The organism is Latilactobacillus graminis DSM 20719, from assembly GCF_001436415.1.
Lineage (GTDB): Bacteria > Bacillota > Bacilli > Lactobacillales > Lactobacillaceae > Latilactobacillus > Latilactobacillus graminis.
Genome location: NZ_AYZB01000005.1, coordinates 18,505 through 38,268 on the forward strand (window position 1 = coordinate 18,505; position 19,764 = coordinate 38,268).

18 protein-coding genes are annotated in these 19,764 nt (G+C 40.5%); 12 read left to right on the plus strand and 6 right to left on the minus strand.

Annotation, left to right across the window (positions count from 1 at the left end; translation table 11 throughout):
• Positions 1 to 4: 4 nt before the first annotated feature.
• Positions 5 to 2,788 carry a hypothetical protein gene (locus tag FC90_RS02360; RefSeq protein ID WP_057907708.1) on the minus strand — a complete coding sequence of 928 codons (2,784 nt, stop codon included), beginning with the start codon at positions 2,786 to 2,788 and terminating at the stop codon, positions 5 to 7.
• Between the two features lie 232 nt (positions 2,789 to 3,020).
• On the opposite strand from FC90_RS02360, the gene FC90_RS02365 reads away from it, so the two are divergent.
• Positions 3,021 to 3,482, plus strand: coding sequence for an arginine repressor (locus FC90_RS02365; RefSeq protein WP_057907709.1), 462 nt, complete (start codon positions 3,021 to 3,023; stop codon positions 3,480 to 3,482).
• A 51-nt stretch (positions 3,483 to 3,533) separates the two neighbouring features.
• On the opposite strand, the gene FC90_RS02370 is transcribed toward FC90_RS02365, so the two are convergent.
• Positions 3,534 to 4,427 carry an RluA family pseudouridine synthase gene (locus FC90_RS02370; RefSeq protein ID WP_226789457.1) on the minus strand — a complete coding sequence of 298 codons (894 nt, stop codon included), beginning with the start codon at positions 4,425 to 4,427 and terminating at the stop codon, positions 3,534 to 3,536.
• Positions 4,428 to 4,581: 154 nt separating this feature from the next.
• On the opposite strand from FC90_RS02370, the gene FC90_RS02375 reads away from it, so the two are divergent.
• The 5 genes from FC90_RS02375 to FC90_RS02395 all read left to right on the plus strand — a co-directional run bounded on the left by FC90_RS02375 (position 4,582) and on the right by FC90_RS02395 (position 12,096).
• The gene (locus FC90_RS02375; protein ID WP_057907710.1) at positions 4,582 to 6,663 is read left to right on the plus strand and encodes a PBP1A family penicillin-binding protein; all 2,082 of its coding nucleotides are present in this window, start codon (positions 4,582 to 4,584) and stop codon (positions 6,661 to 6,663) included.
• Between the two features lie 25 nt (positions 6,664 to 6,688).
• Positions 6,689 to 7,033, plus strand: coding sequence for a YlbF family regulator (locus FC90_RS02380; RefSeq protein WP_057907711.1), 345 nt, complete (start codon positions 6,689 to 6,691; stop codon positions 7,031 to 7,033).
• 191 nt (positions 7,034 to 7,224) lie between these two features.
• Positions 7,225 to 8,418 (plus strand): metallophosphoesterase family protein, encoded by a 1,194-nt coding sequence (locus tag FC90_RS02385; RefSeq protein WP_057907712.1) that lies wholly within the window; start codon positions 7,225 to 7,227, stop codon positions 8,416 to 8,418.
• A gap of 2 nt (positions 8,419 to 8,420) precedes the next feature.
• Positions 8,421 to 11,132: an ATP-binding protein gene (locus FC90_RS02390; protein ID WP_057907713.1), complete on the plus strand. Its 2,712-nt coding sequence runs from the start codon at positions 8,421 to 8,423 to the stop codon at positions 11,130 to 11,132.
• The gene (locus tag FC90_RS02395) at positions 11,122 to 12,096 is read left to right on the plus strand and encodes a 3'-5' exoribonuclease YhaM family protein (RefSeq protein ID WP_057907714.1); all 975 of its coding nucleotides are present in this window, start codon (positions 11,122 to 11,124) and stop codon (positions 12,094 to 12,096) included. Before FC90_RS02390 ends, FC90_RS02395 begins: the two co-directional genes overlap by 11 nt.
• Before the next feature lie 48 nt (positions 12,097 to 12,144).
• On the opposite strand, the gene FC90_RS02400 is transcribed toward FC90_RS02395, so the two are convergent.
• The 3 genes from FC90_RS02400 to FC90_RS02410 form a co-directional block, all read right to left on the minus strand.
• Entirely contained in the window at positions 12,145 to 13,047 is a 903-nt protein-coding gene (locus FC90_RS02400) for a peptidylprolyl isomerase PrsA (RefSeq protein ID WP_057907715.1), read from the minus strand.
• A gap of 195 nt (positions 13,048 to 13,242) precedes the next feature.
• Complete coding sequence (locus FC90_RS02405) at positions 13,243 to 13,572, minus strand: YtxH domain-containing protein (protein ID WP_057907716.1); 330 nt, start codon at positions 13,570 to 13,572, stop codon at positions 13,243 to 13,245.
• Positions 13,573 to 13,574: 2 nt separating this feature from the next.
• Positions 13,575 to 14,003, minus strand: coding sequence for an HIT family protein (locus FC90_RS02410; protein WP_057907717.1), 429 nt, complete (start codon positions 14,001 to 14,003; stop codon positions 13,575 to 13,577).
• Between the two features lie 201 nt (positions 14,004 to 14,204).
• On the opposite strand from FC90_RS02410, the gene FC90_RS02415 reads away from it, so the two are divergent.
• The 4 genes from FC90_RS02415 (at position 14,205) to trmB (ending at position 17,774) form a co-directional block, all read left to right on the plus strand.
• Positions 14,205 to 14,933, plus strand: a complete 729-nt coding sequence (locus tag FC90_RS02415) for an ABC transporter ATP-binding protein (RefSeq protein WP_057907718.1) — start codon at positions 14,205 to 14,207, stop codon at positions 14,931 to 14,933.
• 2 nt (positions 14,934 to 14,935) lie between these two features.
• Positions 14,936 to 16,144: an ABC transporter permease gene (locus FC90_RS02420; RefSeq protein ID WP_057907719.1), complete on the plus strand. Its 1,209-nt coding sequence runs from the start codon at positions 14,936 to 14,938 to the stop codon at positions 16,142 to 16,144.
• Positions 16,145 to 16,279: 135 nt separating this feature from the next.
• Positions 16,280 to 17,074, plus strand: coding sequence for a phosphotransferase family protein (locus FC90_RS02425; protein WP_057907720.1), 795 nt, complete (start codon positions 16,280 to 16,282; stop codon positions 17,072 to 17,074).
• A gap of 58 nt (positions 17,075 to 17,132) precedes the next feature.
• Positions 17,133 to 17,774, plus strand: coding sequence for a tRNA (guanosine(46)-N7)-methyltransferase TrmB (gene trmB / locus FC90_RS02430; protein WP_057907721.1), 642 nt, complete (start codon positions 17,133 to 17,135; stop codon positions 17,772 to 17,774).
• A 498-nt stretch (positions 17,775 to 18,272) separates the two neighbouring features.
• On the opposite strand, the gene FC90_RS02435 is transcribed toward trmB, so the two are convergent.
• Positions 18,273 to 18,599, minus strand: a complete 327-nt coding sequence (locus tag FC90_RS02435; RefSeq protein ID WP_057907722.1) for a hypothetical protein — start codon at positions 18,597 to 18,599, stop codon at positions 18,273 to 18,275.
• Positions 18,600 to 18,723: 124 nt separating this feature from the next.
• Here FC90_RS02435 and FC90_RS02440 point away from each other — a divergent pair, with 124 nt between their 5' ends.
• Both FC90_RS02440 and ytpR read left to right on the plus strand, forming a co-directional pair.
• On the plus strand, positions 18,724 to 19,044 hold the full coding sequence (locus FC90_RS02440; protein WP_057907723.1) for a thioredoxin family protein: 321 nt from the start codon (positions 18,724 to 18,726) through the stop codon (positions 19,042 to 19,044).
• An 18-nt stretch (positions 19,045 to 19,062) separates the two neighbouring features.
• On the plus strand, positions 19,063 to 19,692 hold the full coding sequence (gene ytpR, locus FC90_RS02445; protein ID WP_057907724.1) for a YtpR family tRNA-binding protein: 630 nt from the start codon (positions 19,063 to 19,065) through the stop codon (positions 19,690 to 19,692).
• Positions 19,693 to 19,764 lie beyond the last annotated feature (72 nt).

Sequence of the window (19,764 nt, forward strand, 5' to 3'; positions counted from 1 at the left end):
ATTGTTAGTATGGTGCTGACACTAAAATAAATTCTAATTCAGCCGTGTAAGGCTCGTTGGCGATTTTTGGTCCAGCCGGAAATTGTGCTTGCAATGTTGATTTTAATAAACTAGACAAATCTGCGACATCGGGCGTTGAATCACTCGATGTATAGCCCGCTTTACTAAAAAGATGTTGAGGAATGTTTAATTTTAATGGGGTCGATTGAGCATCCTTAGTCCAAATTAAAGCGTCTTCAAGGGTTGATGTTGGTAAGTTAGCCGGTGTTGCAGTTAACTGCTTGGTTAGATTAACTTGGACTGACCAATCGCCGCGGTTACCATTACGTGGATCTGAAATTATTAAATCGGCATCGGATGTTGCATCGTACGAATAGATTGGACTTTTGCTATTTGATAAAGATACTGCTGTAAATTCAAAATGGGTGGGTGCTTTGAGAAAAGCTAGTTGGGGTGGTGGGATATCCTTCAGAATTTTACGAGTTGGATTAGTGAGGGTATAAGGTGCAGGGTAGTTAGCCTCTAGGACAATTTTATGTTGTTCAGTTGGCATTGTTGCTAGCCATTGATATTGATACGTTTGATTACTGGCAGCTGCTTTTTTAGGACCCGCTAACAATGATTGGTCCACTGCAGTTAGAAAATTAACATTGAGTTCGCTGCCGGGCGTTGCTGTTCCATGCAAATCAAAGTTGAATTGGTGAACATCGTCAGCAGGGAGTCCGCTTGTATTTTCGAGTGTTAAAATTTCAGGTGGCAAAGGATCATGTAGGTGGAATTGTGTCAGCCCTTTGGTATCTTTGAGATTAACTAATTTAGTCCTGAAAGTGTCGTCTGTGCTACTAACTGTCGTGCTGGTACCAATGCTAGCGGTAAAGTGAACGAAAGGAAAAACTGTTTTACTTTGATTTTTCTCGGTTAAGGTAATTCCGCGGTAGCGGGGACGGGCATTAGTATCTCCTGGGTTTTCTAAATGTAGATTAATGTGATCAAAAATTGGTGTTTCCGCAACTGTGTTATTGTTGAATGTGACATCGGCATCTCCAATGGCCACCAGACTATTACCAGTTGAAGCGCCCAAGAGTAAGGGCTGGGCAGTTGTGGTTTGATTATTGACGGTGACTTGACTGTGATCACCAATTTGCATGTAAGAGCCTGCCATGCCTAGTGGAATAAGACCATTAGCAATACTTTGGGGTCCATTAATGGTTAAATTGATAACACTATTATCTTGAAAATCAAAGAAGAATTTCCGTGCGCTTGCATTTGCATAGTATTGGCCAAAGGTGGCAACTAGCTCGCCACCGACTGCTAGTTTAAAATCACTATTGGTCTGTGCATTTCGGATAAACGCATCTTGGGCGGCTAGATTCATTTTTGAAGTACTATCAGTTGTAACTTGCATGGCTGGATTTCCGGTTGTCGGATTATAGATGTTGGTAAATAAGTCCTTGCCAGCCTTTAAACTGATCTGGCTCTTATTAGTAGCACTTACGGGAGTATCTTGAACATAACCGTTAAAAAGATTACTGTCGGATGTTAAGTTAATGGTACTTTCTTGATCCGCAGTAATTGGGCTTTTAGTTTGCGATGAATTTGATAATGGTCCCGTTGTTTTGATATCAATGGTACTGTTTTGCGCAGCATGCATTGGTGCTTGTGTTTGGGCTAAATTATAGAGGACACCGGATAATTGTAAATTAATATGGCTATTATTAGTGGCATTAATTGTCTGATTGGTATTTCCAGTTTGATAGAAATTGGTGCCTTTGGTAACGCTGATACTGGCACCGTTTGTTGCGACTGTTTTAGAGCCACTATTACCAGTTACGTTAAAAATTTGTGCACCAGCATTCATAGTTAAATCAGAACCAGTACCTTTTGATTCAATATCGATGTGGGGGATACCCAGACCGACTGTTGGAAAAATAGCGTTATTAGTGGTGATTGCAACCTTGGCACCGTCGGCTACTTGAATCCCTGGAGCAACGCCATCAGTTGGGACTTGATCAACTCGTAATAAGCCATATGTGCCACTTCCGGTATGATTGATTGTCGTTGTACCACCATTAAAATCGAGGCGGCCGGTTTCAGCAAATTCTTGCGAATAGATTCCGTTTGTTTGGGTAATGGTGTTATTACCACTAAATGCAATAACACCGTAAATGAGATGGAGTGCTTGCGCCGCATTACTCGTATATTCGACATTATTGAGCAAGAGCGTACTGCCTTTTGAATAGCTATCAAGAACTGGGTGACAGAGACCGTAATAATTATTGTTAGTGAGTTTTAGATTAGTAAATTCAATTGTTTTACCTGCCATATTGGCCCCAAAATTTAGATAGGTTGTCCCAGTGGCAACAAGTGAGTCAATAATATCTAAATGGTGGTGCTGTCCGGTAATTGGATCCGTACCATCAATTGTAATATTTTGTGGATTACTCTTGCCAAGTTGAATGCGTGCGGCGTCGTGGTTTAAAGTAATATCGGCAGCCAGTTGAACGCTATTACCGTTTTCGAGTGCTGTTTTAAGTTCAGCAGCCGTCTGAACTTGCGTGAACCCGGTTTTTGTATTTACATTTGATTGTGATAACTCGATGGTTGGAGGCGCTATTACCGAAGTTGATGGCTCACTAATTGGTTGAAGTTCTTTGGAATCGGCAACGACTGCTGAAGATTGTGCAGATTGATTTGAAATTGGTGGTTCAGCCGCCGATATTGTTTGATAGTGAGCAAACAAGATTGCAATCCCCCCTAAAATGGTTAGACTTTTAAATCGGGTCTTCATAGGCGCCTCCTTTGTACATTTCTTATAGTAATCATAACAATCACATTAGTTTAAAGTCAATTAATATGGTTGATTGATCCTAATTTAGAACATTATCAATCAATAATTCTGCTTTATATGGTTAAAAAGGTTATGAAAATACATTTTTTTGAATTATATAAAGCGCTCTCTACCGATTTTAATTTGAAACTGGTATAATAGACCCAATTGAAATTAAAAAGGGGTGGCAGTCGTGAAAAAAGGAGATCGCCAAGCACGGATCGAACAAATCATTAATCAGCAAGTGATTGCAACGCAAGAGGATTTATTGGCTGCGTTAAAACGGGAAGCGATTGATGCAACGCAAGCGACCATTTCACGTGATATTCGGGAGATGCAAATTGTTAAGGCGCGGGATGTGAATGGTGAACTCCGCTATGCGATTTTTCACGACGATGAACGCACCCAGGTTCAGAAATTAAAGGATAAACTACGCGAAGTAGCCCTATCAGTGACACAAGTGCAAATGCTTAATGTCATTAAAACGCTACCAAGTAACGGGAATTTATTGGCGGCCTTGATCGATGATTTAGATTATTCTGAAGTTGTTGGAACGCTTGCAGGTCATGATACAATTGTAATTATTAGTCCGAGCGAAACGCAAGCGACTAAATTGAATGAACGTTTTTCGCAGCATTTAGCAACGATTCGTTGAAAATAAAAGCAAATAAATAGCGCAACGCCCATAATTGGCGGGTTGCGCTATTTATAATTCGACATAGTGGTTAAAAATTTCTGGCATAGGAGCAGTAACTGTTCGTTGATGATCTGAAAACGGTTCTGTATAACGTAGTGTTTGTCCATGGAGTAACAAACGTTGTGTGGCATCGGTTGGGAAGTATAATGGGTCACCAAAAATGGGATGGCCAGTCGCAGCTAAATGAAGGCGAATTTGATGCGTTCGACCTGTTTCAAGATTAACCGCTAATGTTGCTGCAGGCCCCTTACGGTGGAGCAACTGATAATGGGTAACAGCTGATAGCCCGGTAATGTAGTCGATTTGACGTTTTCGTTTGTTGGTAACATCTACGCCAATTGGTAAGTTAATTGTGGCATGATCTAATAAGGTCCGTTCTGGATCGTTAGCGACGGCAATATATTGACGCGTCATTGTTTTTTGGCTTAACTGGCGGTTTAAAATACCAATCACAATCGGTGTTTTACCAATCAGGAGGACCCCACTAGTTGCCTGATCGATGCGATGCACCATGTAGGCTTTTTTGTTTTCTTTAGCAAGATAAGCGGCGACTTGATTCATTAACGTGAAGTTTTCATTGGGACCGTTAGGATGGGTTTTAATTCCGGCCGGCTTATTAACGACAAGCAGATCAGCGTCTTCATATAAAACAGAAAAAGTTTGCCGTTCATCAAGGGGATAATCTTGCACTTTGACGGAGATGTCGGTAAAATTCATCGTAATTTGGTCACCGGCTTCAACTTGACGGTTAAAGGCGCGATAATGGCCATTAACTAAAATATTTTGGTTAATGCGTAAGAAATGTTGCATTTTTTGTGGGACTAACCAGTGATTTAGTAAGCCACGAACAGACATAGGACTAAAGTCGGGCGCCAAAATCACTTTTTTTTGATAACTTATCAATAGAGTTCAACCACCTTTAGGATTTCAGTGTAGCGAAAATTGATAGAAATGTAAATTTTAAAAGATTATTAATGTCGCTTATTAGCACTAAAGGCAATTGATGAATATGCTACAATTAAACAAGATTAATTTTAACTGTAAGAAGAGGGATCGCATGGACAAACAGGTTTCGTCGTTTTGGTTGATGATTAAACAATTTTTGAAACGCGTTTGGCGCGTGATTCGTTATATCTGGTACCGACTTCAATTGACGCGATGGTTGATTCTTGCGGTCTTAGTACTGATTTTTGTAATGAGTAGCTACCTAACTTTCAAAGCCAAGACTGCTAACGTTGGCGATATCAAGGCAAACTTACAGTCACCGACCATCATCTATGATGCTAAAGATCAACGTGCTGGGACGTTATATTCACAAAAGGGCACCTATGTGGAACTCAATCAGATTTCACCGCAAATTCAAAATGCAGTGTTATCAACTGAAGATCGTACTTTTTACACTAACCATGGATTCAGTATTAAGGGTTTAGCCCGAGCGGCGGTTGGGTTAATCGTCCATCACGGGCAGATTACCGGTGGCGGGAGTACGATTACGCAACAGCTAGCTAAAAATGCCAAGCTCAATCAGAAGCAGACTTTTTCACGTAAATTTGAAGAATTGTTTTTAGCTGTCCAAATAACAAAAGTATATTCCAAACAAGATATCTTAGCGATGTATTTGAATAACGCTTACTTTGGTAACGGCGTTTGGGGTGTTCAAGATGCATCGAAACGGTATTTTGGTAAAAATGCAAGTGAGTTAGATGCGAGCGAAGGGGCCGTAATGGCCGCTATGTTGCGTAGCCCCAGTTTTTATAATCCAGCCGATCATTTAGATAATGCAACAGCTCGGCGAAACTTAATTTTAGGGCTGATGGTTGATAACCATAAATTAACGCCAACACAAGCGGCTAATGCGAAGAAAGAACAGTTAGTCGTCACTAATACTTATGAACAAACGGATGGGTATAAATATCCCTATTATTTTGACGAAGTAGTGAATGAAGCCATTAATCGTTTTGGTTTGAAGGAAGAAGATATCGTTAAAAATGGCTATAAAATTTATACGGCACTCGATCAAGCACAACAAAGTAAGCTGGAAATGACCTTTAAACAAAATTGGTTATTCCCCAATAATGCTGCAGATGGGACATTGGTGCAAGGTAGCTCGGTTGCAATTAATCCAAAGACCGGTGGTGTTTCAGCCGTTGTCGGCGGGCGTGGTGACTACACAATTCGAGGTTACAGTCGCATTACGCAGATGAAACGCCAACCAGGTTCAACGATCAAGCCACTGGCCGTTTATACGCCAGCCCTGGAAGATGGTTATCATTATGATTCATCACTTGAAGATAAGAAACAAAGTTATGGGACCAATAAGTATCTACCAACCAATCCGGATAATGTGTACACCGGTTCAATGCCGATGTACCAGGCAGTAGCCAATAGTACTAATGCACCAGCCGTTTGGTTACTAAATCAAATTGGGCTTAAACGAGGAATTAAATCTGTTGAAAAATTCGGAATTTCAGTCCCTAAGAGCGATCAAAACTTAGCAATGGCTTTAGGCGGTTGGCAAGGTGGCGTTTCACCTTATCAAATGGCCAGTGCTTATACCGCCTTTGCTAATAATGGTGAATTATCGGAAACCCATTTTATACGTAAAATTGTGGACGCCAGCGGAGCAGTCATCGTTGATAATACTGAACCATCAAAGACCCGCATTATGAGTCAGAAAACGGCCAATGAGATGACTAGTATGATGCTGGGGGTCTATAATAATGGTACTGGGCGGTATGCCAAACCGGATGGTTATCAAGTCGCTGGTAAGTCTGGTAGTACGGAAGTTCCAGACAGTTATGGTTTTGGCACAAAAGATCAGTGGCTAGTCGGTTACACGCCAGATATTGTGGTAGCAACTTGGATGGGATATGATAAAACAGATCAAAATCATTTTATGACCAACACCAGTATCGATGGGCTTGCACCCATTTTTAAATATGAGATGCAACAACTTCTACCAACCACGGCGCAGACAAACTTTGATACTGAAGATGCTCAGATAATGGCTAAAAAAGAGCAAAGTGATACTTCGCATCAACTGGTAGATTCCATTGAATCTGGGTTTAAAGACGGGATAAATAAAGCAAAAGATACTGCCAATCAATGGTATAATAATTTGAAGGGCTTTTTAAATTAAATATATGTAAAAGGGAGACCGTATAATGACAGTTAATATTTATGATGATGCCAACCAAATGGCAACTCACTTGCAAGAATTACCACAATTTTTAGGATTACAAAATGCGTTTGCAACATTGAAAAAAGACGATATTGCCTTCACAATGTTTAAGAAATTTCAAACCCAACAAATGGCACTTCAACAAAAGCAAATGCAAGGCCAAGAATTAACAGATGATGAAATTAAAGAAATTCAAGAACTTGCGCAAAAAATTGGCGACATTGACGTTATTAAGAAATTGATGGATCAAGAACGTCAGTTAAGTCAAACCATGGATGAATTAAACCAGATTATCTCAAAACCAATCGCAGATATCTATCAAGGATAGGTGCGACTGGTTGTATGGTTAGTAACTGAGAGCGTGTTTTAAACGCTGAACCGGTCCATTCCGATTCAGCGTTTTTTTATTATTCAAAATCAGAACGTTTGTTCTAATCGTCTTTATCAAACCGCATGGCAATGGTATAATGAAGCTTATCTAAGCTGGTTGTAACCGGCCAAAAAGATGGGGGTTTTAAGATGAAATTTATTCACGCGGCTGATGCCCATATCGATAGTCCATTTATTGGGTTAAAACAGGCACCAACGGCATTGTGGGAGACAATCCACGCATCAACTTTTACCGCATTTAAAAAATTAATCCAAACAGCAGTCGATGAAGCAGTTGATTTTGTGTTATTGGTTGGTGATTCATTCGATCAGGAAGCACAGAGTTTACCGGTGCAAAAATTTCTCAAACAACAATTTGAACGTTTAGCAGCCGTCGACATTCCGGTCTATCTGAGTTATGGAAACCATGATTACTGGGATGCTAATCAAGTCCATTTTGAATTCCCCGCCAATGTTCACGTTTTTGGATCAGAAGTGCAGTCGTTTGAACTGACGACTAAAGGTCATGAGAGCGTGACCATCGTCGGATTCAGTTACGATCAACGTTGGGTATCAACTAACCGCGTTGTAGATTTCCCAGCGCGAGCCAATACGACTTACACGATTGGTACGTTGCATGGTAGTCAAAAAGCGACCACTGATACCGATCACTACGCACCATTTACGCTTAGTGAGTTGAACGCCTGCCATTATGATTATTGGGCATTGGGGCACATTCATAAGCGCCAGATTCTCCAAGAACGGCCAGCCATTGTTTACCCCGGCAACTTACAGGGACGGCACAAGAATGAACCTGGCGAAAAGGGCTTTTATTTAGTTGATACTAAAGAGGGCGAGTTTGACCTAACGTTTAAACCAACGACGGTTATTGAATGGCAGCGCCAATCGTTTGAAATCATGCCTGACATGAGCTTAACACAACTGCAAACAGCATTGAGCGATCAACTAATGCAAAGTGACCAGGCCAGTTTAGTAGCGCTAGAGTTGACACACGCGGAGCGATTATCAAGTGACTTATTGCAACGGATTAATAATGGTGAATTATTGGCAGTGTTACAAGACCAATTGGAAAATAGTAAGCCACTACACTGGCCGTACGCTTTGAAGTTACGCTTTGCGGCGCAACAACAATTTAGTCAGATTGATCAAGCCTATTGGCAACAAGCGGCTGAGACCATCTTGACACCGGAAAATATTTTGGAAAAAGCGAAGCCATTGATGAAGGAAAACTTTATTCGCCAAGCAATTGAAACACCTGAGTTTCAAGCGGATCTTAAGGATTTAGTCACAACAATTCTACAAGAGAAAAAGATGGGGGATTAGTGATGCGAATTAAGACAGTCACTATTTTAGGCTTCGGTAAGTGGCATGACCAGACGATTGATTTGAACACCGATTATCAAGTCCTTTATGGTCAAAATGAGGCGGGGAAAACAACACTAACGACCTTTATTAAAGGCGTATTATTTGGCTTTGCGACTGCTAAACAACGCTATGAACAGTATGTGCCCAAAAATGGTGCGCAATACGGTGGCGAATTACTGGTTAGTTATCATGACCGTGATATTGTGATTCGTCGAATTTCGGGTAAGTTTGGCGGCGACGTAACGGTTATCGATCAAGGCAAAGAGTTTGGGGCTGATTATTTAGCTGACCTCTTAGCGCCGGCTGATGAAGCCTTGTTTACGCAGATTTTTGAAACGAACCAACACGATTTAAATCAGATTTTTAATTTAAAACAAGCTGATTTTTTGCAGCATTTATTGACCATTGGCGCGGTTGGTAGTCATGAGTGGCTCTATTTTGCTAAAGAACTCGATAAGGACAGTCAGAAAATTTTCAAACCATCTGGCCGTAAATGGCCGCTAAATGTTGCCTTGAAGAACTATCCAGATTTGGTGCAATCCGTTAACGAAGCGAGTCGTGGCTATCAAGAATATGAAACGAATGCACGACTCTTGCAAAGCACTGTTGCGACAATGAGGGAACAACAAAAGCAAGTGGCTGAACGGAAGCAACGCCAAGTACATTTACAGCAGCTACTCGATCGCTGGCCAAGTTATGCAGAGTGGCAAACACTTCAAAATTACCTTGAAAAGGCAACATCTTTTGACTTAACGATTGATGAGCAATACCAGGCACTGGTGGTCGAACGTGAACGGAATGCAAAAGCATTGGCAGAAGCACAAGCTGCAGTGGCAACTGTTCAAGAAACACTGGATCAAACAGGTGAATTTAGATTTTATCAAGCCAATCAAGAGAAGTTGGCGCCATTGTTTGAACAATTAAATGAGCAGCAAAAACAAGTGCAGTTACTTGGGTTGCAGGAAACACAAAGTGCGCAACTTGCTGGCGAAAAAGCACAATTAGTAGCGCAATATCAATGGCAAGCGGACGAGCTACCCAATCCGTTGACAGACGAGCAACGCACACAATTAGAACAAGCCGAAATTGAAATAAATGAGGCGACTACGACCAGTCAAGTGCTGACCAAGCAACTTGCTGATTTAGAGGCGCAATTAGCGACGCAAAATGCGGCAGTCAGTCAGGTTGAACCGCAAGAAACACCACTGAATAATGGCCGTCTTAGTCAATTGAGTATGCTGATTGGTGCCGTTGTGTTTATGATTGGCTTTTTCTTACCGGGCGTTTTGAAGGGCATTGTAGTTGTTGGATTAGCCGCACTTGGTTATGGTGGCTACAAGACTTGGCTAAATAAACAAACCGCGCAGGGTCAACCAGCACAAAAAGAAGCTTGGCAACAAGCACTTGCTAAATTGGATGTGTTGCAAGCTGAGAAGCAAACCAAGGCGGCTGCTTTGCAGACGCAACAAGCAAGATTGCAAACAATGCATGAACAAAGTGCGACATTATTGGGCCAAGCAGGCTACGAAACGGCGATGCCAATCAGCCAAGTTATCGGGATGCAGCATGCCTTGAGTCGAATGACGCAATTGGCCACGACACTCAAACGTCAACAAGCCGCTAACCAGACGCTCGAAGCGGCATTAAATACGTATTGGGACGCGTTTGACTTTGCTCGCGATTGGGTGGGGCCCTTGCAAGGCAGCCATGAAGAAAACTTGGCCCAAGTGAGTCAATTCAAGGCGCGAATTACGCAACTCACACAAGACCTCGCGCAAAGTAATGAGAGTTACCGGTATTATCAACAACAAGTATCACGTTTAACGGCAACGATTCAAAAACAAGAGGCTGCACAAACAGCCCTGTTAGCAAAGGCCAACTTGACAACTGCCGCAGAATTAGCTAATTGTGTTGCCAATGAGCAACAACGCCGCGCTAATGAACAGCGTCAAGCTGATTTAAAGCGTCAATTGGCAACCGATTTACCGGCTTTACAAGCAAGTGACAGTCAAGAACAGCTTAGACAACAAGCTGCTCAAATCACAGAACAAGTGGCTAGTTTGACAGACCAATTACAGGAACAACAACAAGTCGTTGCACAATTACGTGTGACGCAAGCGCAACTTGTTGATAATGATCGTTATCAACAACAACGTCAGTTGCAATTACAAGAACAAGCTAAGATAACCGACTTGGCCCAAGAATGGTTGGCTAAGCAGTTAGCGGTTGATTGGATTCAAGCGACACTTAAGGCAGCCTCACAAGAACGGTTCCCACGTTTATTGGAAAAGGCAACGCAGTATTTTGCAATTTTAACTCAGAATCGGTATATTAAGATTAACTTCGATGAAACGCTGATGACGGTTTTACGGGCGGATCAAGTACTTTTTGAAGTCGGTGAACTATCACAAGGAACTGCAGAGCAGCTGTACATAGCTTTGCGCTTTGCGTTTGCCGAAGAAGTGGCAGATGTAGTGTCGTTACCATTATTGATTGATGACGGGTTTGTTAATTTTGATGACCAACGGCAAGTTGCTGTGTGGACGTTACTCCAAAAACTCAGTGAGGCAAACCAGGTGATTTATTTAACGGCCAATCCGCGAGCTAAGGACTATTTCGAAGCGGATCATTGGTTAAATCTAGCGGAAGTGGGGATAGAACATGACAGTTAAGCAATTATTTGATTATCAAAATGACGAGAACCTCGATTTATTTGTCTTGATAAAGACAGCGGACGTGCGGATTGCTAAAAATGGTAAACAATTTATCGCATTCACATTCCAAGATCAATCCGGTCAAATCGGTGGTAAATATTGGGACGCTTCTGATGAAGAAGTGGCTAAGTATACGGCGGGGCAGGTGATCCACCTCCAAGGTAAGCGCGAGCTGTACCAAAGTAATCCGCAAATCAAAATTTTTAAGCTACGCTTAACAACCGCGGATGAACCCCAAACAGTCGAACAATTCGTACCCAAAGCACCTGTTCAAGTCAGTGAAATGCAGGATGAATTTGGTAAAGTTCTTTTTGAAATTACCAATCCCAATTGGCAAAGGCTGGTCCGGCATTTAATGCAAAAATATCAAACAGAATTTTTCAGTTTTCCAGCGGCTAAGACGAATCATCATGCATTTAGTGGCGGCTTGGCATATCACACGTTATCTATGTTGCGCCTTGCCAAAACAATTGCTGCTCAATATCCGCAAATCGATGAAGCATTATTATTTGCTGGTGTCATTTTACATGATTTAGGGAAGACGTTGGAATTGTCGGGTCCGGTTTCGACGGAATATACCGTGCGCGGCAATTTAATTGGGCATATTGTCCTAGTTGATGAAGAAATTGTCCGGGCCTGTGATACATTGAAAATTGATGTTAATGCTGAAGATATGTTGTTATTACGACATGTAGTTCTAGCACATCATGGTTTAATGGAGTACGGGTCGCCAGTGCGGCCACAAGTTCTTGAAGCAGAAGTTTTACATCAAATTGATGAATTGGATGCAAGCATTACAATGATGACGCAATCGTTACAACATGCGGAGACCGGACGATTTACTGAACGCCTTTTTGCAATGGACGGACGGCGCTTTTACCGACCAATTGATGATGTTAATTTAGATCAACCAAAAGAATAAAAACTGAAAAGGCCCCTGATGCATTTGCATCAGGGGCCTTTTCAGTTTTTATTTAGATGATGATTTTGAAGCTTTGCTATTAACACCGTAACTTGAAAGGATATCAGCTAAATCTTTATCCTTGATTGAAACATCAGCCTTTTTGAGAACCTTAGTGATGACTTTATTCATCACAGTTTGGTCTTTGAGCCATGATGCATAGACGATGTCAGTTAATTCCTTCTTGTGATCTGCCATCTTACCTTTACCAGGATTTTTGATCATCCGGATAACATGGTAACCATAACTTGTCTTAACAGGCGTTGTTGTATATTCATTGGTTTTTAACTTAAATGCGGCTGTTTTGAATGTTGCATCGAGTGACGTATCAGTACTATCAAAGACTGGTAATTTACCGCCATCTTTTTTAGTACCAGTATCAGTTGAATATTTCTTAGCTAATGCAGTGAAATTTTTAGTTGAATTGTCTTTGGCAAGCGCGTCAATCACTTGTTGTGCAGTTTCTTTCTTTTCAACTAAGATATGTTGAACTTGAACTTTTGGTTGGTATGATTTCCATTGTTTCTTCAAGTCAGCATTGGTAACTTTTTTGTTGTCTTTCAATGCAGCTTGAGTGAGCAATTGAGTTTTAATTTGGTCCTTGAATGATGATGCAGTCATGCTACTTTGTGCTAGAACTGAGTTAAATGATGAACCATATTGTTTTTTGTATGTGTTAAAAGTCTTGGTAACTTTTTTGTCAATTGATTTTGTATCATATTGATTTTCAAGTGCTTTTTGCAAAATCATTTGTTGCAATTGTTGTTTGCCGGCTGATGTTTCCTTAACTTCTTTATAGTATTCGTCTTGAGTGATTTTACCACCCTTTAGGCTGGCGATAGTCTTGCTACCACAACCTGCTAGTGAAACTACCATCAATAAACTGGCAGCGGCTAATAGCCATTTTTTCATTGTGTGACACATCCTTATCAAAGTATTTATGAATAAACTCGTAGTGAATTCAACAATTAATATAACACATAAACTATCTAAATTGAACGAATCGTCTAAAACTTCACAGAACTTTCAAATTTGATCGGTTTATTAAAAGTGAACTAATCGTTGACATGCTTAACTTCATTGCACATAATTTAAGTTAGTTTTTATTTAATCTAATTTTTTTAAATTTTGGGTTAAACGGTCAATTGACTCTTCAATTTGCGCAATTCGTGGAGCAGCTTCAAATGAAAAAGCTTGTACTGCATCACTGATATTACTAAATGAAGTTACGGCTGTTGTCTTAAGTTCATTGGCCATATTTTGGGAAGCATTTTGTAATTGGACAGCACTTTGTTGTACGTCTGCTGAGTTTTTAGCGAGGGTATTCAAATATTGTGCCACAGCTTGTTGCCGTTTGGGGCCAGTTATGGTAGCGGTAAGTAAGGCATAAGTGGTGCCTAAAAGACTGCCAACTAATAATCCTTTTGCAAATGACATAATTAATCCTCCAATTGAGCGTGAATTCGGTCTGCGATAGCTTGCAGTTGATCACTGGTGTAATCAGCGCTGTTATCACCAAATTGCATTGCAAAAGTATCTTTCGCCGTATAACGTGGGATGAGGTGGAAATGGGAGTGGAAGACCGATTGGTAAGCAACCGCGCCATTATTATTGCAGATGTTCATTCCCTTAATTGCTGGGTTGCTCGTTTGAATGGCGCGAGCAATTTTAGGCATGCGGCTAAAAACAGCAGCGGCTAAATCAGCATCATATTCAAAGATATCCGCGACATGTTTTTTGGGGATCACCAGGGTATGACCCGGGGTAACTTGCGTGATGTCTAAAAAGGCTTTGACCACATCGTCTTCATAGACCACGGTATTTGGAATTTCATTTCGAACGATTTTGCAAAAAATACAATCTTCCATTGATTATGCCTACTTTCTATGATTGAAATCTTGATACAGCTTAATGCTATCATAAACCAAGGCTTTTCGCTACTGACACCGGCTTTGCAGGGTATAGCTATTTTTTTAAGTGATAGTCACTCGCAGTTTGCTTCGTGTTAAGATATGATAAGAAATAAAACAAAAAGCATTTTAAAAATCAAAAAAATGAGGTTATTAATAATGAGCTTAGAAATTAATCAATTGACGGGTGGTTATGCACACGTTCCCGTTTTAAAAGATGTCAGTTTTACTGTTGCTAATAATCAGGTTGTGGGGTTGATTGGGTTGAATGGAGCTGGCAAATCAACGACAATCAAACATATTATCGGATTATTGACACCGCAGAAAGGGACCATTACCTTAGATGGCGTCACGCTTCAGTCCAATCCGACTGTATACCGTCAGAAAATGGCGTATGTGCCAGAAACACCAGTGTTATATCCAGAATTGACATTGCGCGAACATTTGGAGTTGACGATGATGGCGTATGATTTGAATATTGAAGAAACTTGGGTTAAGGCCAATGAATTGTTAAAACGGTTTCGCTTGGATAATAAACTTGACTGGTTCCCAGTTCATTTTTCAAAAGGCATGCGGCAAAAGGTGATGATTGTCAATGCGTTTATGACGAATGCCGATTTGTTCATTATTGACGAACCTTTTACTGGCCTTGATCCATTAGCAATTCATGATTTATTGACGATTATTGCTGAAAAAAAAGCTGCCGGAGCGGCCATTTTAATGTCGACCCATATTCTCGCCACAGCACAACAATATGCAGATTCATTTGTGTTGTTGAATCAAGGACGGGTCCGGACAACTGGGACGCTTGCTGAATTGAAACTTGAATTTGATATGGCAGATGCCAATCTTGACGATATTTATTTACAGATGACGAAAGAAGGCTAACCATGCAAGAATTATGGCAAAAACGTGTGCAAAAACACGTGCAAGAACAAGTAAAATATTTGCGGCTTGTTTTCAATGATCATTTTGTAATTGCAATTATCTTCTTATTGGGTGCACTAGGCTATACCTATGCCAATGCGGTTAAAGGAATTGTGAATCCACAGGTTTGGTGGATGAAACCGGGATTGAGCTTAGTGTTGTTGGCAACAGTTAGTTTTGGTCGGCTAGCAACATTACTTAAAGAAGCAGATCATGTTTTTTTACGGCCAAAAGAAAGCGACCTGGTATGGTATTTAAAAGCGGCCAGATTATACAGTAGTTGGTTGCCGCTAATTGCCATTGGGTTTATTACGTTATTACTGGCCCCATTACTGTTAATTACTAAAACTTGGTCGTCATGGAATTTTATTTTTTTATTATGGACATTACTGGCCATTAAAGACCGTCGCTTTACAATGCAATTGCAGCAATGGTACCAAGCAAATCAGCGGCAAAAGGGCTGGTTTATGTGGTTTCTCATTGATTGGTTAGTTATTGCTAGTCAATTGTATCAGTGGGTAAATTTGGTTGGGTTTGTAATTGCTCTAATCAGTGCTTACTACCAACGCCAGCAACTAGGGAAAATCCAAAAAACACAGTTATTTGATTGGCTACAAGCAGTTAGTGACGAGGATTCTCGGATTGGCCGGATTTATCGGCTTTATAATCTCTTTACAGATGTTCCGGGACTTAGTAGCCAAGTTAAACGGCGACGTTACTTAGATGGCTTATTAAAGCTGATTGCAATTAGGCCAGCCAATACTTATCTCTATTTGTATACGCGTGGATTTTTACGGGGAACCGAATTTAGTGGTTTGTATTTGCGGTTAGTTCTCTTGGGGGGCATCATCTTATGTTTTAGCCATTTATGGTGGTTAAGTTTTGCCTTAGGTTGCCTATTAATTTATCTAGTCGGTTTCCAACTATTGCCATTTTATAATCAATACGATCAGATTATTTTTACGCATCTTTATCCAGTGGCTCCTGCCAGCCAGATGCATGCCTTTAAACAGTTATTGCGAACCCTCTTATTGGTTCAAGCGACCTTTTTCAGTATAATTTTATTAGTGACACTAGGCGTAACGGTTGAAGTCGGATTGAGTATCGTCGGACTTTTTGGCTTAGTTATCGGCTTTATTCAAGTTTATTTACCGAACCGATTGAGCGCTTAGTTCGCGCAATCCATTCGAGTTATAACTTGACGGCTGCTATTATATTATTATATGATACCCTTAGTTATTGGACGGTTGAAGCAACACAAGCGCTGTATTCGGGCGCTTTATTTGATTGAAGAGGAGTCGAGGCTGATGAATTTTGACCTAGATACTGGCTGGCAAGTTCGTCCAGCTGGTGGCGATACAGGGACTGCATATTTAGGAGTTCGTGCATCAGAAAAAATTTTTCTAAAACGAAATACCTCACCTTTTTTGGCCGCTCTCTCAGCAGAAGGGATTACGCCACGCCTAATTTGGACCAAACGAATTTCGAGTGGGGACGTCTTAACGGCACAAGAGTGGCTTAATGGTCGTACTCTAAAGCGTGATGAGATGAATAGTTCACAAGTTGCTAAATTATTGGCGCGGGTGCATCAGTCGCAACTATTGAAACGGATGTTACAAAAAGTTGGGGGGCGTGTCTGGTCAGCAAATGAAATGTTACAGGCCTATTTTTATGGTTTGCCGCAGGACTTACGTCAACATCCTTTTTTAGAGCAAACAGCTGATTACTTAAAGCAAAAGGAATACCAACTACAGGTCCCTTCTGTTGAAGTCTGCCACGGTGATTTAAGCCATAAGAATTGGTTATTATCGGATATTAATCGACTCTACCTAGTGGATTGGGATTCGGCTATGTTGGCTGATCCAGCGACCGATTTCGGAATGATTTTATTTCAATATGTTCCACGTCAAGAATGGCATGCGTGGCTTGAAAACTATGGCCTTGAAGTGACACCTGAATTAATGATGCGTGTCAACTGGTATGGCAGTTTGAACCTCTTGCAAAGCATTAAGCACCATTATCAACGTGGTCGTTTTACTGAAATGAACCGTGACATATTGCGCTTAGAAGCAGTGATTTCTGAAATAATAGATAAAAAGTAAATGCCAAAGGTTGGGCAAGCGTCCAACCTTTTTAATTGGCAGTAATGAGGAGAAAATAATGCGTTTAAGAAATAAACCTTGGGCAGCTGATTTGATTGCAGCTAATCCAAGCATGATTTTAGTAAATCCAGAAGATAGTGCTGGTAATTGGCAGATGCGCTTTGCCAAAACGCAACCCATCTATATCGAAGTTGGTTCCGGAAAGGGACAATTTATTACGCAGATGGCCCAAAAATATCCGACACGGAATTTCATTGCTGTTGAAATCCAAGAATCTGCAATTGCAGTTATCTTGCAAAAACAAGTTGAATTGAAATTACCTAATTTACAATTATTGTTAGGGAACGGAGCGGCACTCACATCGTTTTTTGCTGAAAATGAAGTTGCTGGGATTTACTTGAACTTCTCTGATCCATGGCCGAAGACACGTCATGAAAAGCGCCGGTTGACATACAAGGCATTTTTGATGGAATATCAGCAAATTATGCAGCCAACCGGCTATTTGCGCTTTAAAACTGATAATCAAGGTTTATTCGAGTACTCATTAATGAGCTTAAATGCTTTTGGGATGACGTTTGATGCGATTTCATTAGACTTACATCACAGTGAGCTAGCCAAAGACAATATTCAAACGGAATACGAAGAAAAATTTAGTCAGCGGGGCCAGGTTATCTATCGACTAGAAGCACATTACAAATAGTGTGTTAACACAGTGAATCAATTAAAAAGACCCATGAACCAAATGATGGGTTCAAAAAAGTTAGCCATTAATATCTTATTTTAAGGCAAGTCGCTATATTGCATACGGTGGCTTGCTTTTTTTTTACGACTAATTTTTTTCAGTGGTCCAAAGAAGCTTTCAATAGGTACGTTATCTAAACAGTTTCTTTCACATTTAATTTATGTTCAGCCATAAGCTTTAAAATTTGATATTTTTCATCTGGAGAGTACTTTCGGGTATTCGTTTTATTTTTACTTTTTTCAAGACCGTGTAGGGCATATTGCTGACTGGATTCATTGATTGGTGATGATTAAAATATTGCTCAACTGCCTTTAGTTTTTCGTCAAGTTTATATTTGGTCACAAAAAGGCCCCAATAAGTTAGATTTTAATGGCTAACATTATTGGGGCCTTTCACCAATTTATTCGGTTGATGGGTCATTTTTAATTGATGGAGCAACCGGTTTAGATAGATGCTTTATATTTGTGAAAACTCAATCACAACACCGGTCCGAGCATCAACTTTGAAGTGGAATTGATTGGTTCCATCTGTGCGTTCGCAGATAATACCACCTTGATAGATTGGAAAAGTACGTTGGTTCTGCGAAAACAAATGTGGATTTTCTTCTATCCAAGAACCCACAATGTGTCCTTCGTGCTTCAAGCCGGCTTTAACATCTTCTAAAATTTGGTTTAATTTAATCATTCTTTGTTGCGCCCGATACTGTTTAGCACTAGCAGCAGCTGCGAGTGCTAAGCCGATTCCGGTTAATAAATATTTGAATGTTTGGCCATTTTTTTTCAATGAAAAACTCCTCAGTCATTTTTGTCTTTGAATAGTATAGCACAATTTTTAGTCCTAAGGAGTGGACATTTACGACTAAACCGCTTATATTAAAACGAGTAGTAAAAATTTGAAGGGGTGCATAATGAAAGAATTAGCAACGATGGCAGATACGAATCTGACCCATCTGATGACTGAAGGGAAACATGTTTTATTTTTTACAGCAACTTGGTGTAGCGATTGTCGGTTTATTAAACCGGCCATGCCAGAGATAGAAGCTGAATTCCCAGAATACGACTTTATTGAGATTGATCGGGACCAATTCATCGACATTTGTGAAGAGTGGGAAATTTTTGGAATTCCTAGTTTTGTGGTGATTGATAATGGAAAAGAGATTGGTCGTTTCGTTAATAAAGATCGGAAAACAAAACGCGAAATTACTGGATTTATTCACTCATTGAACTAATTTTGAAGGAGTCATTAAATGTTAATTGCAAGTATGAATCAAGTTGCTTTTCCCAACATCTTAGTGGTGATGACCCAACCAGATGATAAAAAGCAAGAGACAGTTGAAAAACAATCAATCGTACGTATCAGTAATCAGGCTAACCAGACGATTGGATATAATTTTTTAGCGATAAATGAGTTATTGCCGGACTTACAATTCAACGGTGTGCAAACGTTGACTAAACAAGAAGTTACGGTGTTAAATGAAGCCTTAGTGGCCGCCGGATTTACCGGTGATTTAGTTGCTGATGAAGCGCCACATCTTGTGGTTGGTTACGTTCAAGAAAGTGTAGCGCATCCTGATTCAGATCATATGCATATTACGCAAACTCAGATTGCACCTGATCAAACGGTACAGATTGTTTGTGGTGCAGCCAATATTGCCCAAGGACAAAAAGTAATTGTCGCGACAGTTGGGGCTGTTATGCCCGAAGGTAAAGTTATTTGGCCAGGGCAGCTACGCGGTGTTCAAAGTGATGGGATGATTTGTGCGGCGCGTGAAATTGGCGTAGTCAATGCGCCGGCCAAAGGAATCATGGTCTTACCAGATGATTGGGAAGTTGGTCGTGAAGTGACGGTTGAGGCAGTGGCCGCTTTGCTTAAATAAGCTGATTTACGAATTTGTTATGGGATTATTAAAAATATAATAGTATGATAATCGATAACAATTAATTGGTTT